Source organism: Pseudomonas sp. Kh14 (assembly GCF_900291005.1).
In the GTDB taxonomy this organism is placed as follows: domain Bacteria; phylum Pseudomonadota; class Gammaproteobacteria; order Pseudomonadales; family Pseudomonadaceae; genus Aquipseudomonas; species Aquipseudomonas alloputida.
Genome location: NZ_OLKJ01000028.1, coordinates 96,191 through 109,997, shown reverse-complemented (window position 1 = coordinate 109,997; position 13,807 = coordinate 96,191). Strand labels below are relative to the sequence as shown.

Annotated in this window: 16 protein-coding genes; 3 read left to right on the top strand and 13 right to left on the bottom strand. The window is 62.0% G+C overall.

The genetic code is table 11. The features are described 5' to 3' along the window. Nucleotides 1-8: 8 nt before the first annotated feature. The 3 genes from FQ668_RS14245 to FQ668_RS14235 form a co-directional block, all read right to left on the bottom strand. A complete protein-coding gene (locus tag FQ668_RS14245) occupies nucleotides 9-1,367 on the bottom strand; it encodes a DUF1329 domain-containing protein (RefSeq protein WP_019438480.1) in 1,359 nt (452 codons plus the stop codon). A 38-nt stretch (nucleotides 1,368-1,405) separates the two neighbouring features. Next, on the bottom strand, nucleotides 1,406-3,361 hold the full coding sequence (locus FQ668_RS14240) for a DUF1302 domain-containing protein (RefSeq protein WP_019438481.1): 1,956 nt from the start codon (nucleotides 3,359-3,361) through the stop codon (nucleotides 1,406-1,408). 74 nt (nucleotides 3,362-3,435) lie between these two features. After that, the gene (locus FQ668_RS14235; protein ID WP_019438482.1) at nucleotides 3,436-4,014 is read right to left on the bottom strand and encodes an alpha/beta hydrolase; all 579 of its coding nucleotides are present in this window, start codon (nucleotides 4,012-4,014) and stop codon (nucleotides 3,436-3,438) included. 246 nt (nucleotides 4,015-4,260) lie between these two features. Here FQ668_RS14235 and FQ668_RS14230 point away from each other — a divergent pair, with 246 nt between their 5' ends. After that, nucleotides 4,261-5,292, top strand: coding sequence for an AraC family transcriptional regulator (locus tag FQ668_RS14230; RefSeq protein WP_019438483.1), 1,032 nt, complete (start codon nucleotides 4,261-4,263; stop codon nucleotides 5,290-5,292). Here FQ668_RS14230 and FQ668_RS14225 read toward each other — a convergent pair. The 6 genes from FQ668_RS14225 to FQ668_RS14200 form a co-directional block, all read right to left on the bottom strand. Further along, nucleotides 5,255-5,587: a Rieske 2Fe-2S domain-containing protein gene (locus FQ668_RS14225; RefSeq protein ID WP_019438484.1), complete on the bottom strand. Its 333-nt coding sequence runs from the start codon at nucleotides 5,585-5,587 to the stop codon at nucleotides 5,255-5,257. The two genes, FQ668_RS14230 and FQ668_RS14225, sit on opposite strands and share 38 nt — an antisense overlap. Beyond that, nucleotides 5,584-6,237: a DsbA family protein gene (locus FQ668_RS14220; protein ID WP_014591092.1), complete on the bottom strand. Its 654-nt coding sequence runs from the start codon at nucleotides 6,235-6,237 to the stop codon at nucleotides 5,584-5,586. The genes FQ668_RS14225 and FQ668_RS14220 overlap by 4 nt, the downstream gene beginning before the upstream one ends. Nucleotides 6,238-6,241: 4 nt before the next feature. Beyond that, a complete protein-coding gene (locus FQ668_RS14215) occupies nucleotides 6,242-7,522 on the bottom strand; it encodes an MFS transporter (protein ID WP_019438485.1) in 1,281 nt (426 codons plus the stop codon). Between the two features lie 127 nt (nucleotides 7,523-7,649). Further along, nucleotides 7,650-8,702: a 3-keto-5-aminohexanoate cleavage protein gene (locus FQ668_RS14210; protein WP_014591094.1), complete on the bottom strand. Its 1,053-nt coding sequence runs from the start codon at nucleotides 8,700-8,702 to the stop codon at nucleotides 7,650-7,652. A 54-nt stretch (nucleotides 8,703-8,756) separates the two neighbouring features. Next, nucleotides 8,757-9,605 (bottom strand): TauD/TfdA family dioxygenase, encoded by an 849-nt coding sequence (locus tag FQ668_RS14205; protein WP_012052451.1) that lies wholly within the window; start codon nucleotides 9,603-9,605, stop codon nucleotides 8,757-8,759. A 13-nt stretch (nucleotides 9,606-9,618) separates the two neighbouring features. Next, nucleotides 9,619-10,599, bottom strand: a complete 981-nt coding sequence (locus tag FQ668_RS14200; protein ID WP_019438486.1) for a quinone oxidoreductase — start codon at nucleotides 10,597-10,599, stop codon at nucleotides 9,619-9,621. Between the two features lie 226 nt (nucleotides 10,600-10,825). On the opposite strand from FQ668_RS14200, the gene FQ668_RS14195 reads away from it, so the two are divergent. Then, on the top strand, nucleotides 10,826-11,032 hold the full coding sequence (locus tag FQ668_RS14195; RefSeq protein WP_019438487.1) for a hypothetical protein: 207 nt from the start codon (nucleotides 10,826-10,828) through the stop codon (nucleotides 11,030-11,032). Between the two features lie 42 nt (nucleotides 11,033-11,074). Here the strand turns inward: FQ668_RS14195 and FQ668_RS14190 are convergent, their stop codons facing one another. Continuing rightward, complete coding sequence (locus FQ668_RS14190; RefSeq protein ID WP_019438488.1) at nucleotides 11,075-11,434, bottom strand: hypothetical protein; 360 nt, start codon at nucleotides 11,432-11,434, stop codon at nucleotides 11,075-11,077. A 169-nt stretch (nucleotides 11,435-11,603) separates the two neighbouring features. Here FQ668_RS14190 and FQ668_RS14185 point away from each other — a divergent pair, with 169 nt between their 5' ends. After that, on the top strand, nucleotides 11,604-11,804 hold the full coding sequence (locus FQ668_RS14185) for a hypothetical protein (RefSeq protein WP_014591097.1): 201 nt from the start codon (nucleotides 11,604-11,606) through the stop codon (nucleotides 11,802-11,804). 225 nt (nucleotides 11,805-12,029) lie between these two features. Here FQ668_RS14185 and FQ668_RS14180 read toward each other — a convergent pair whose 3' ends face one another. The 3 genes from FQ668_RS14180 to FQ668_RS14170 all read right to left on the bottom strand — a co-directional run bounded on the left by FQ668_RS14180 (nucleotide 12,030) and on the right by FQ668_RS14170 (nucleotide 13,598). Continuing rightward, nucleotides 12,030-12,338, bottom strand: a complete 309-nt coding sequence (locus tag FQ668_RS14180) for a hypothetical protein (protein ID WP_019438490.1) — start codon at nucleotides 12,336-12,338, stop codon at nucleotides 12,030-12,032. A 200-nt stretch (nucleotides 12,339-12,538) separates the two neighbouring features. Next, nucleotides 12,539-12,907 (bottom strand): hypothetical protein, encoded by a 369-nt coding sequence (locus tag FQ668_RS14175; RefSeq protein WP_014591100.1) that lies wholly within the window; start codon nucleotides 12,905-12,907, stop codon nucleotides 12,539-12,541. 403 nt (nucleotides 12,908-13,310) lie between these two features. Continuing rightward, entirely contained in the window at nucleotides 13,311-13,598 is a 288-nt protein-coding gene (locus tag FQ668_RS14170; protein ID WP_012052457.1) for a hypothetical protein, read from the bottom strand. Nucleotides 13,599-13,807 lie beyond the last annotated feature (209 nt).

Genomic DNA, 13,807 nt, shown 5'->3' with positions numbered 1-13,807 from the left:
CCGTGCGTTCAGCGAATGCCGTTGCCGGCCAGCGAATCGGGCGACCATTGGGTTTTCGACAACGGGTCGATGTAACGGATGCCGCCGTAGGCACCGACCACGCCGTTGAGGTTGTAGGTGCCGCCGATGAGGTCGTAGATCATGAACGGCGTGGCGTCCGGGGTCTGCTTGTCATAGCTCTGGGTAAGGAAGGCGAACGAACCCCGGTACAGCTGGCCACGGGCGTCGTACTGGTCCGAGGCCAGCGCGATCCAGCTGTCCTCATCGAGGTAGAAGCGGCGCTTGTGGTAGATGTGACGCGCGCCGTCCTTGAGCTTGCCTTCCACCACCCACACGCGGTGTTTTTCCCAGCGTACAAACTGCGGCGCCAGGTGATTGGGGGTAATCAGCTGCTTGACATCGGTGTTGTAGGTCAGCCGGTAGGTGTTGTAAGGCACATACATTTCCTGCTTGCCGACCAGGGTCCAGTCGTAACGGTCCAGCGCGCCGTTGAAGACGAACACGTCATCGTAAGTGCCAGAGCCGGAGGTGCCCGGGTTGGGCGTGTCGTAGGCCAGGTTAGGCGCCAGCTTGACCCGGCGCTGGCCCGGCAGGTACTGCCAGGCGCTGCGCGGCTGCACCAGCGGGTTGGCAGCGTCGCGCAGCATCATTGCTTCACCGGCACGGCGTGCGGGCCCGGTGTACACCAGTTTCATCTGGTAGTAGGTGTCCTTGGCGCCGATCGGCTTGGCCATGTCCTCGTAGATCGGGTAGCTGATGTGGGCCTGGCCGGTGGTCGACAATGTCGGTTTGCCGGCAGCATCGACGTTCCAGGAGTCGTATTTGGCGGTCATGCTCACACCCTGGTAGCGCAGCAGGAAGTTCCACATGGCCTCGGCGCCGTTCTGCGGAATGGGGAACGGAATGCCCGGCAGCACGTTGTCCACTGCGGTGCCGCCCTCCTGGCTTCTGGCGCCGGTGGCGTTCTTGCGAGTGTTGTCCAGCACCGCCTGCGGCAGCGCGACGCTGCGGTGAGTCGGGTACACGTCAACGTGGTAGCTGGGGTAACGCTTGAGCAGTTCGAGGGTAGTGGCGGTCAGTTGCCCCTTGTACTGATCGGCATTCTTGCCATTGATGACCAGCAACGGTTTCTCGCTGGCAAACGGGTCGGGGCGCATGCTGGCGCCGCTCTGATAGCTGGCCGGCGGGGTAAGCAGGCCACCTTGGTACGCCGGGATAGAGCCGTCGGCATTGCCGGCCTTTTCGGCGCCGAGGGTGGTCAGGTTGTTGCCCAGGTGTGCAGCCTGGTCAGGGGAAACGGCAGCCTGGGCGGCGTTGAGCGCGGCCAGCGACAGGCACGAGGCCAGCAGGGTACGTACGAAGGTCATGATGGTTGTCTTCCTGTGTAGGCGGTAGGAAACAGGACTCAGAAGGTCGTCTTGACGGTCAGGTACAGCGCGCCACGGTCTTCGGTGGTGGCGCCACCGCCGGAGAAGGAGGCGTAGCCGCCGCCGTAGCAGGTGTAATCCTGTTCGCCGTCCAGGGCATTGGGGGTGCTGCCGTCGGTCTGGCCGTCCTTGCAGGCCTTGGTCTCACCGAAGCTGTCGACGTACTTGAGGTCGACGAAGTACTGGTTGTAGATCGCAGCGCTGAAGCCCACCGCGTAATTGCCGGTGTTTTCGGCGCCGCCGCCTTGCACCGGCGAGACACCGTCCAGGCCGACGTTGACCGACAACGGCATGCTCAAGTCCATGCCCGGCAACACCTGGTACCAGGTGGGGGTGAAGTTGACGGCGATACCCCAGTTGTCGCGGGTCGCCTTGTCGATGCCGCGGTAGCTGCCCTTGCCTTTGTACAAAGCCTCGTTATGGCTATCGAGCTTGAGCAGGTTGCTGTAGAACAGCTCACCCAGCAGGGTTGCCGAGTCGAACAGTGGCGTGTCACCCATCGTCATCAGGCCGTTGACGGTGAAATGCAGGGTGTCGCCAGTGGCGCTCAGGCTGTCACCATCCTTGGGTACGTCGTAGACCACCCCGCTGCCGGGCAGGCGCGACGGCAGTAAACCGAAGCCACCACCCAGGCCACCTTGGCCGGGGGCACTGACGATTGCCGGGATACTCGCCAACGGCATGTTGTGGCGGATGTTGAGGTCGCTGCCGACGCTGATGCCGGCCACATCCTTGGACAGGCTCAGGCCATAGATGTCGATGTTGTCGGCGTAGGCGAACTGGTAAGTGGTGCTTTGCAGCGAGTTGTACAGGTTACCGACCGCCCCTTGGCGGCTGCCCGGCGGGTTGCCGAAAGGGCCACTGGCCACGGTCATGCCGCGCGCATCGAGCCAGGCCTGGGGCAGAATCTCGGACGTCTTGCGGTAGTAGAAACCGAGGGTGCCGCCCAGCCATTGCGGCGACCACCTGGCCATGATGCCCCAGTCGCCGCTCTTGCCGGGCGTCAGGTCATGACCGCGGCGGATGGTGGTCAGCGCTCCGCGCACCGGGATCAAGCCCGGGGTGCCGGTGTGGCCGAGCAGGAAGCTCTGCGCGCCCTCGCCTACCACATCGGCGCCGCCATAGTAGGTGCCCGCTTCGGGCAAGCGGGCAGCATCCCAGTCGAAGAAGTACTGCGCACCCAAGGTGAGTTCGGAGTTGACCAGGAACGAGGTCGACAGTTGGTTGCGAGGGACGAACAGCTCCTTGGCCTCGGTACCTGGCGAGGCCGCCAGCTTGGCCAGGTCCAGGCCGGACTGGCCATAGCTCAGCGAATGCACGGGGTTGAGCAAGGTTTCCCCCCAGAACAGGTTGTGCTGGCCCAGCTTGGCACTGACCTGCGACGCTTCGCCCACGTCACGGCTCATGAATACGAACGCATCCAGCACTTCGCCCGATGGGCCGTTGTAGTATCGCTGGGCGTAGTTGCTCAGGTGCGGGCTGCCCAGGGGTATGCCAGTACCCGGCAGGCCATTGAGGCTGGGGCTGATGCCCGACTGATCACCGTTGCCATTGACGAACGGGTTGCTGTTGGAGCCGGTGTTGTCGTAGGCCTTGTCGTACCAGCTGGCAGTGCTGACGCGAAAACCGGTGTTGCCCTGATACACCACATCCAGCTCGGTCAGCAGGTCGACCCGGTTTGTGATGTTGGTGCCGGCCTTGCGGAAGTTGTAGTCACCGTCGTTGCTGTTGGGCGTGCCCAGCATGCGCTTGTCGGCGCTTTCCGTGCGCACGCCATAATTGTATTTGACGGTATTGTCCAAGCGCACGGCCCAGTCTTCATTGCCGGTCTGGACTTCAACGGCCTGGGCGGCGGGCAGCGTGAGCAGGGCGACGGCGCAGGCGAGCAGGCAGCGCTGTGGCTTCACGGCATGGTGAATGCGGTGTTCTGGCATTACGATGGCTCCACGTATTGTTATTGTTTTTTACGCCGCCCGTCTGTTGCGGGCGTGGCTGGGGCGTCCATGCGTTACTGCAGGGTTTCGGCGTCCAGACGGCGGATCAGGGCCTCGGCCAACGGCCAGGGGCCAAAACCGGAAGCCGGGTTGAGATGGCCGACGGCGCCCAGGTTGACCAGCTCACTGCCCCAATGGCGGGCAAGTTCGCTAACGGCGTCGTAGCTGGCCAGGTGGTCATTGCTACTGGCCGCGACAATGCTCGGGAACGGCAGCGCCGTGGTTGGCAACGGCGACCAGCCCTGGGCGGCCAGGCTGGCCGGGCTTGGGTAGTGCGCCGGCCACTGGGCGTCGAGGTCTGGCGGGGCAGCCAGCAAAGCCCCCTTGATCGGCCACCGGTAACGCGCGGCCCAGTGGGCGACCATCAGTACGCCGGCACTGTGCGCCACCAGCAGCACCTGGCCGTCGATCTGCTCCAGTTCGCGCTGGATCGCCTCGACCCGGGCGTTGCAGCAAAGGCCGTCAACCTTCAGCGGCGGTACGCTGCGCACCTTCGCCAGGCGGCTGGCAAGCAGCGTCTGCCAATGATCGGCGACGTGGTCGCGCAGGCCAGGGACGATCAACACGGTGGCAGTGGTTTGCAGTTTTTCCACGGTGAACCTCGTGTGCGGTGTAGCTGTTGAGGTTCACAGTAAACAGCCCTCCCCCCGGGTGCTTCACATTGGGCGTCAGGTACTTTTCATTTGATGACAATGGCCCGAACAGGGCTTTGCTTTTCAATTGATGACACGCAGGCTATAAAACCCGTGCACCTGCAAGCCAGGTGCTTTTTGTCGCAACAGCCTTGTGCTGCTGCCTGAAAGCGCCAGGTTGCCTGAACAATAGGGATAACAATAAAAATGCCTGCCCTCGTCCGCGCCGCCAGCTTGACCAACTACCTGGAAGTGTCCCGCCACCTGGGCCTCAACCCCCACACACTGCTGGCACAAGTGGGCCTCAGCGCGGCGTTGCTCGACGACCCCAACCGGCGTATCCCGGTGGCCAGCGTGATCAACCTGCTGGAAGCTTCCGCCAGCGCCAGCCACTGCGAGAGCTTCGGCTTGCGCATGGCCGAACTGCGCCAGTTGTCGGACTTCGGCGAAATCAGCCTGCTGCTCAGCCACCAACGCAACCTGCGCGACGCGCTACAGGTGATCGTGCAGTACCGCCACCTGCTCAATGACGCGCTGGCCATTCATATCGAAGAAGCTGGCAAGACCGTGGTCATTCGCGAAGAGGTGATCAGCGAGCGCGCGCCCTGTAGCCGCCAGGCCACCGAGCTGGCTATCGGCGTGATGATGCGCTTGTGCGCGGCGCTGCTAGGCACGCACTGGCACCCGATCAGCGCCAATTTCACCCATGCGGCCCCCGCCGACCCCGCCATTCACCGGCGCATTTTCGGCTGCACGCTGGTGTTTGGCAGCGAGTTCAACGGCATCGTCTGCCCTGCCGCCGACCTCGACAGTGCCAGCCCGCTGGCCAACGAAGCCATGGCCCGCCTGGCCCGGCGCTACCTGGACACGCTGCCGGCAGGCAGCGAGCCATCGCTGGAGCTGGAGCTGCGCAAGACCATCTACCTGCTGCTACCCATGGGGCGGGCCACCCTCGAGCAAGTGGCGCAAACCCAGGGCATGAACGTACGCACCCTACAGCGGCGGCTGGAAGACAGCGGCTTGACCTTCAAGGACCTGATCAACAGCGTGCGACGTGACCTGGTGATGCGCTACCTGGAGAACCCCAGCTATTCGCTGGGTCGCATAGCCGATATGCTCGGCTACTCGATGCCCAGTTCGTTCACCCGCTGGTTCATCGCCCAGTACGGCATGCCGCCGGCCAGCTGGCGGGCACGCAGTGTCAGCCCTGCTCCCCAGGCCCGTCACTATCGAGGGTGATGAACACCGCATCACCCTCCTGCTGCACCGGGTAGCTGGCAACTTTCAACGCCTTGGAATTGACCAGGTAGCCGCTGGCCAGGTCGAAGCGCAGGCCGTGGGCACAGCACTGGATCACCCGCCCTTCCAGGCGCCCGCCACACAGCGACGCCCCTTGGTGCGGGCAGCTATCGTCGATGGCATAGAGCGCACCGGCGACATTGAACAACGCTACGCTGCGGCCCTCGCAGGCCAGCAGCACCCGGCCATTGCGCTCCGGCAGCTGGCTGGGGTTCAGGGCGATACGCAGGCTCATGCCTGCACCCTCTCTGACAAGGCGTCGGTCATCGCGGCAAACAGCGCCTCGGCTGGCCGCACCCCGGCAATCAGAGGGCCCAGGTTGAAGCGATAACGTGGCACGGCACTGCCTGCACGCCCTGCACCTTCGAGGAACGGGCTGCCATCATCACGCAGACAATCGATTACCTGCGCGGCCTTTAGCCCGCAACTCTCGGCGATGCCGAGCAACGTGCGGCTATCACCGAGGTCGCGGCCTTGGTGGAAATAGGCAATGAACAGCCGCTCCAGCAACGCTTGCTGTTGCGACGCGCCAAGCAGACTGCCGGCCCGCTGCATCAACCGGTGGGCGTTGCCGGTGTTTGGCATGCGGCAGATGCGCGAGAAGTCGATATCCTCCCCCACCACGCGGGCAGCGGCGCGCACCTGAGCCTGGCGCTCGCGCACTGCCTGCTCGCTGCCCAGGCGTTGAAGGTAGAACTGTTTGAAGGGTACTCCATTGGCTGGCAGCCCCGGCAGCAACTGCACGCCCTGCCTGTGAACCTGCACTTGCACGTGTGGCTGCTCACGCTGCAACAGCAACAACGCAGCCTGCAAGTGCCGCTGGCCAATCAGGCACCAGGGGCAGACGAAATCGAAGAACACCTCGACGGACAATTGCTGTTTCACAGTTTCAACTCCTGGCGCGCAGACGATCCATGTCGCGGTGGTAGTGACGTTTGGCAACCCAGAACACAGCCGCCGCTGCAATGCTTGTCAGTGGCACCCACTGCAGCGCCGCCTGAAGCCCGATCAGGTCAGACACCCGACCGGTGATCAGCGGACCGGTGGCCAGGCCCAGCAGGTTGTTGGCCAAGGTCAGGGTGGCGAATGCCGTGCCATGCACAGCAGCGTGGGTAAGGTTGGCGACCATGGCACTGGACGGGCCATTGGTGCCGGCGGCTATCATCATGCCCAGGCAGATCAGCACCAGTTGCGCGGTACCGGCAGGCAACGCAAAGGCTATGCTCAGCAGCGCGCAACTGCCCAGGCAATAGCCGATGGCCAGGCTGATCTTGCGGTCCGGGCGCTGCCGCCCAAGGCGATCGCAGAGCATGGCGCAGAGAATCATGCCGATACCACTGCACAGCACGATGACGGCGGCGATCGCCCCGGCGCGGTCGGTGCCCATGGCGTAATAGCGGTTCAGGTAGCTGGGCATCCACACGATCAGGGTGCCGCCGACAAACAACTGCAGGCCACTGCCGACATAGGCGGCGATGACCGAACGGCTGCTGTACAGGGTGCGCAGCGGGTGGCTGGCCTTGTCCAGCGCCTGCTGCGCGCACTTGGGCGCAATGCGCCGCTCTTTGACGATGACGGGGTAGAGCATCGCCAGCACCAGGCCGAACAATGCCATGCCGGCGAATGCCCAGCGCCAGCCCAGGTGCTGGGCCAACACCCCGCCCAAGGCCATGCCAAGCACCGAGCCGAACATGCCGCCCGCCATGAACGCCCCGGCCAGCGTCGAGCGCATGTCGCGGGGGAATACCGCGACCACCACGGCAATGCCGACACTGCCATAGGCGGCCTCGCCGACCCCGACCAGGAAGCGTGCAATGAACATTTGCGAGTAGTTTTCCGCCAGGGCACAGCCGAGCGTGGCAAGGCTCCAGAGCACGGCCATCAGCACCAGGCTGCGTACCCTGCCGAAACGGTCGGCCAGCAGCGACAACGGAAAGGTCAGCAGGCCGACCATCAGCGCGACGATGCCGCTGAGCAAGCCCAACTGGCTGTCGCTCAATGCCCATTCGCTTTTGAGCAGCGGAAACACTGCATTGAGCACCTGGCGCGACATGTAGTCGGAGATCAACAGGCCGAAGGTCAAGGCGAAGACGACCCAGGCATAGCGCCGGGGGATGCTGTTGGCAGTGTCGGTGCCGGAGTCTTCGGCGCTGACGAGATAGGTGGCCATGTTGCCTCCTTGGGTGTGAAGCGTGGGTGTTGTTTTTGTTGTTATGGGTAACAGCCAGAACTCACGTTGCGTTTTGTGGCCTCTTCGCAGGTACGCCCGCGAAGAGACCGGGCCTGCCATGGCCGCATCAAGTGCGCTGCGGCACGCCTTTCTCACCCGCCTGGCGGTTCGGCGCCATGCCATTGGCTTTCAGCGTCTGCTCGATACTGTCGTACTGCTGCCCGATGCGGTAAATGGCGCGGGCCTCCTTACCACTGGCAATCTCGCGCCCCAACTCATGGGCCACGCGCACGGTCTGCTGGACCTGCTGCACCGAGGTGAAGCGTTTGCCGTGCTGGTCGATGATGGTGTCTTCGTTGCCGCAGCGCGGGTGCAGGCCCATGGCCAGCGCCATGGTGTTGAACGGCAGCACGTTCTTGAGCAACGATTCGGCAGTCAGGGTGCAGCTGTCCGGCGCGCGGTGGATGAAGTTGAAGAAGTTGAACGGGTTGGGGCCGTCGAAACCGCCACCAATACCGATCCATGTCAGGTTCAGCGGCCCCATGTAGTCACCCCGGCGCACGAGGCGTTCGAGGGTTTCCAGCGCATGCATGCCGGTCAGCTGGAAATGCGGCTGGATATGGCTGGCCTGCAGGCGGCGCAAGTGCTCGCGGACCCAGGCCGGGCCGGCCGGCACGGTCATTTCGCTGTAGGCGGCATGGATTGCGGGGCTGGCCAGCGAGGTGCCTTCAAGGTACTCGGGGTACAGCAACTCCATGATATTCATCTGCGTGGTGTTGATGGCCACGGTCACCTGGTCGGGCCGCGGCGTCAGCTCGGCAAGCATGTGCCGGGTGTCATCCGACAGCCATTTGGCCGCCTCGCCTTCGCCTTCCGGGGCGAAGGAAATCGAACCGCCAACTTGAATGATCATGTCCGGCACAGCTTCACGTACCCCGGCGATCAGCTCATTGAACTTGGACAGGCGCTTGGAGCCTTTGCCGTCCAGCTCACGCACATGCAAGTGCAGCACGGTGGCGCCTGCCTCGTAGCAGTCGACGGCCTTCTGCACCTGCTCGTCCATGGTCAGCGGAATGTCTTCAGGGAAGTCTTCGGGCATCCACTCCGGGCCATAAGGGGCGACGGTGATGACCACCTTTTCCATGTTTTCCGGGTGCAACGAATCGTCGAAGAATTGCATGCTGTAGTCCTCGCTATTGTTATTGTGCGGTTACCGCCAGTGACGGCGGCAGGCTTAGAACGTGCGGCTGCCCTTGATCCCGGCACGCTCCATCTTGCGATGGCATGGCGGGTAGTCCATGACCGCGTAATGCTGGGTGCTGCGGTTGTCCCAGATCGCCACGCTGTTGGGCTTCCAGCGCCAGCGCACCTGGTATTCGGGCAGGTAGGCCTGGCTGATCAGGTAACGCAGCAGGTCGCCGGCACCGGGGTTCGCATCCTGGCCGAAACGCACCCGCTGCGGGGTGTGGTAGTTGCTGAAGTGGGTGGTGAAGGCGTTGACGAACAGCACCTGCTCGCCCGTTTCCGGGTGGGTGCGTACGACCGGGTGCTCGGCGTCGGGGAACTGCGCCTTGAGTGCCAGCCGTTTGTCCAGCGGCATTGCAGCGCCAAAGCTGGCCTCGATGCTGTGGCGGGCGCGCAGGTCTTCGATTCTGGCCTTTACATCGTTTGGCAGGTTTTCATAGGCCAGCACCATGTTCGCCCACAGGGTATCGCCGCCTACCGGAGGGCATTCCACACAGCGCAGCACACACCCCATGGGCGGTGCCTCACGCCAGGTGGCATCGGTGTGCCAGGCATTTTCATAGCGGTCGTTGGGCTGGTCCGGGCGCTTGTAGATCTGCACCAGCCCCGGGTGCTCCGGGTCGCTACCGGCCACCGGGTGGTCCTCCAGCTCGCCGAAGCGGCGGGCGAAGGCCACGTGCTCGGCACGGCTGAAATGCTGGTCGCGCAGGAACAGCACACGGTGCTGGAGCAACTGCTGGCGCAACTGGGCGAACAGTTCGTCATCGTGAATCGCATCGGCCAGGTTGACGCCACTCACCTCGGCACCGATCGCGCAGGTCAGTTGTTCAATGTGCATGCTGTTGCCCTCTTCAGATGACGAAGATCGACGAGCCCGTGGTTTTGCGGGCTTCCAGGTCACGGTGGGCCTGTACCGCGTCCTGCAGGGCGTAGTGCTGATTGATTTCGATACGAATGCGCCCGCTGCTGACGTGGTCGAACAATTCGCCGGCCAGGTCAGCCTTTTCTGCCGGATCGGCGATGAAGTCGGCCAGTGCCGGGCGGGTAAGCTGCAACGAGCCCTTGATGGCCAGCAACTGCGGGTCGAACGGCGGGATGCTGCCCGACGCCGTGCCGACGCAAACCATCAGCCCGCGACGCTTGAGCGAATCAAGCGAGCCGGTGAAGGTGGTCTTGCCGACACTGTCGAACACGACGTTCACCCCTACCCCGTCGGTCAGTTCGCGCACGCGGCTGGCGACGTCTTCGACGCTGTAGTTGATGATGTGGTTGCAGCCATGGGCGCGGGCCACCTCGGCCTTGGCCTCGGTGGATACCGTGCCGATCACGTTCAGCCCAAGCAGCCGCGCCCACTGCGCGACAATCAGGCCCACCCCGCCAGCAGCCGCATGCAGAAGCACGCTGTCACCGGGTTTGAAGTCATACAGCCGGCGTAACAGGTAGGCCGAGGTCAGGCCACGCATGGTCATGGCGGCAGCAGTCTCGAAGGCAATGGTTTCCGGCAGCTTGATCAGCGCCGCTGCGGGGATCAGGCGCTCGGTGCAATAGGCACCCAGGGTATTGAGGAAACCGGTATAGGTGACCCGGTCACCGACCACCACCTGCGTCACGCCTTCGCCCACCGCCTCCACCACCCCGGCAGCTTCCACGCCGATGCCATTGGGCAGCGTGATCGGGTAAGTGCCGTTACGAAAGTAGGTGTCGGCATAGTTCAGGCCCACCGCCACCTGGCGCAAACGTACCTGCCCAGGGCCGGGCTCGCCAACCTCGGCGTCCTCGTAGCGCAAAACCTCGGGGCCACCGGTCTGATGGAAACGTACCACTTTGGACATGCTTGTCTCTCCAATCATCGATCTGGACGTCAGGCGTCAGTGCTGGTGATTGGACTGTATGCCCTTGGCTTGCGGGGTGCTTCGCATCGGACGACAGCGGGTTTTCATTTGATGACAGTACTGTCGACCCACCGGCGTTCGGACCAGCGCCTTTATTCATGAGGCTGCTTGATGGTTACCTCTTGCGAGACTAATACTTAAATCTCTGCCTGGGGAGGCACGAAAAATGCAACCAAGATTCGTTATCGTTCCCGCTGTACCGATCGAAAAGGAATCGTTCCGCGTTGGCAGCCGCTACTACGCCGCTACCGTGTGTGGAGGGTTCGACATTTATGACAATCAGGCAAAGGAGCGGCTCAAGCCCAGCTATCCGAGCCGGAAGGAGGCGCAGGTGAAGTGCGAGCATTTGAACAAGCGGGATGAGTTGGGTTAACTACAGGCGATCGGGGCGGCTCAACCCGCTCGGGTCACTGATTCAATCCAGGCATTGCTTGGCAGCCTGGCGTAATTTGTCGCCAGACAGAAAGCTGCCCTTGTAGAAGGTCGCACGGCTGCCCTCGTGAGCGTCGACCACATCAAGCACATCGTCACTTGCCACGGCGCTTGGCGCCGTGAGCCGGTAGCCGTGGGCTATTGACTTCTGCGTGGCCTGTGGCGCCAGCGCCTGCCATTTGGGCAGGACACAGGCGGCGTACTGCTGCGGCGATTTCCTGGTCAGTTGGCTGGCAGTGGGTTTGCCGGGGGTTGCGCAACCGGCGAGGCTGGCGACCAACACAGTGGCGATAAAAATACGAAAGTCAGGCATTTGCAATCGGCCGTTATGGATAGGCTGCATTTTAACGGGGGTGACGCCGCGTTACTAATCAACCAAAGTCTTGCTGCAGGACGGCGCCCAAGCGGGATCTGTGCAGCGCACCTGATATTTCTGCCAGTAGCAGGGTCACGCCGCAACAGTGAAACTGCCCATGGCACATCACACCACGACTCGGCAGGGGCTTCAGACCATGCAAACCAACGTCAACAACACTCAGTTCTTCTATCAGAACGGCAAACTCGTCACCCTTAAAACCGGTGAACAAGGCCGTAGCATCTTTCGCTCGCCGGACGTACCTCTTGCCGAACGACAATCAGACGACACCGACGCCGGCGGATTGCTGGTAACTGACGACAAGGGTTCGGTGCTGCAGGTACAGCAGAAAAGCTGAAGACCTCATGATGTTCCGGCCCCATTGCGAACCAAATGCGGGCTCAGGGCTTGGCTCCCCTGTACAACACGATGGCTGCTATATCCAGGGCCAGCACACTACCGACAATCACGAACATGATGTACAGATCTTCAGAGAGCATTGCTGTATCCCCCAGATGCACCGGTTTCAAAAGGGGTAAGCAAATACTGATCCAGTCAGTGCATCAGGAATGCGAGCTGAGACTCAGCTGAACTTCAACTTGACCACTTTGCTCAGCGCCCAGCCACTGAAGACATAGAACGCATCCAGGTAGAAACGCCCTGCATAGTTGGGCAACGGTGATTGATTCAACAGCACATCCGGCTCGGGCGCGGGAGGAAACAGTGCATAAAAGCCGTTGGGCAGAACGGCCAGTACCAGCAATAACAGGTAAGTCGAGGCTTGTAGCAGGGTGGCACGATTACTGGATCTGGCGGACCACTTCAGCCCGTAGTAGGCAACCAGGCCGGCAACAGGCAAAACCCAGAAATGCGTCGGAATCCCAATGAACATTTCGGCGACTACGCTTCTTGCTTCCACCTGCGACTCTCCATCCAAATACAACGATTATTACGGGCGGGGCCGGCAAATGCAAAGCAACGCTGCTCAGGCCATACCGGCCCCACCCGCCCTTTTTTGAACGTTGCCGGTCAGGCGATCGGCAGACTAAAAGCCCGCTCTTGACGGCGGGCTATTGGTGTGGGGTTGGATGATTACGCTTTTGAACACATCAGTGCAGCATCCAGCAACCTGCCATGGTCGTACCAGGCATCACGTTGATAGGCCGTGAAGTGGCGCTCGCTTCCCGTGCCCCGCAACTCTACCAGACCCTCTGCCTTGTCAGGGTCAGTGCTTTCGACGAAAAGCCTGACCGCGTTATCACCCTCGACTTCATAGGTTTTCACATTCCCTTGTAGCTCGCCTTTGACGCAGCCCAGATAGGCGGGTGAGCTTTTCACGGTAGTGCCAGCGGTATAATCGTGGCTGTCACGCACATCAGGGTTTTGTGCGCAGCCTGCGACGAACAACGAGGCTGCCCCGATTACCAGTATTGCACCTGCTCGCGAACTTGAGTTTTTCACGCGACACGCTCCTGCAGCCCCGTCGAAAACTGGGAAATGTTGCCAAGCAGCCTGCCCTTTTTTTGGTTTTGTCCTGCCCATGTTACTGCTCAACGACAACAGGGCATCAGGTTTGTTTGCTATATAGGGTTCGGGGCGTTTTCCTCACGCCCTGCCTTGCCCCCGATTACGAGTAAGGCCTACCCCATAACCGGGGTCAGGGAATGGCATTGAGAAACACATAAGTCGCCGCCAGGTCGAGTACCAGCACAGCAACCACGCTGAAAATCATGTAATAGCGGTCATCCTGAGTCATTTCTGCGCACTCCGCATGATCAATGTCTCAGGGGTCACAGCAATTCCCGTTCCAGCGCCGTGATGCAGCCCGCTGACACCGCGCCAGCCAAACAGCGCGATCGCGCAGTCAGTCCTTGATCTGGCATACGCCATTGGCTTTGTTCTTACCGGTATACGAGACGTCAGGCGAGCCGTCCGGGTTGATCGACAACGATACGGTTACCCCGCCACCTTTGGCCTCGAAATAGTTGTCATTGAATTTCTTCAGCGTGGCTTCCTTGCCGTTGATGTAAACAGGCCCACCTTTATCGGCATGGACCTCGATATTGCCGGGGCATGTTGCGTTCAACAGCGGAATACCGGCGTGGGCAGCGCCCGATGCGGCAAGCAACAGGCCTAGTAACAAACGCTTCATTTGCAGTGTCCTCGTGGGGTTGTCGGGGTGCGCGCGTTAAAGCAGTCCTGCGATGGCGAAGAGGCTCATCGCTCGTTCGAGATGGTAGGCAAGCACATGCAGGGGCATCTCGCTACGCATTTTTTTTCATTCCGTGCATCCAGTCCACCCGTTGGCGGGTATTGCTAGTGGGCGGCCTTTGACTGCCCGGCCCAATGACTTTCAGGAGC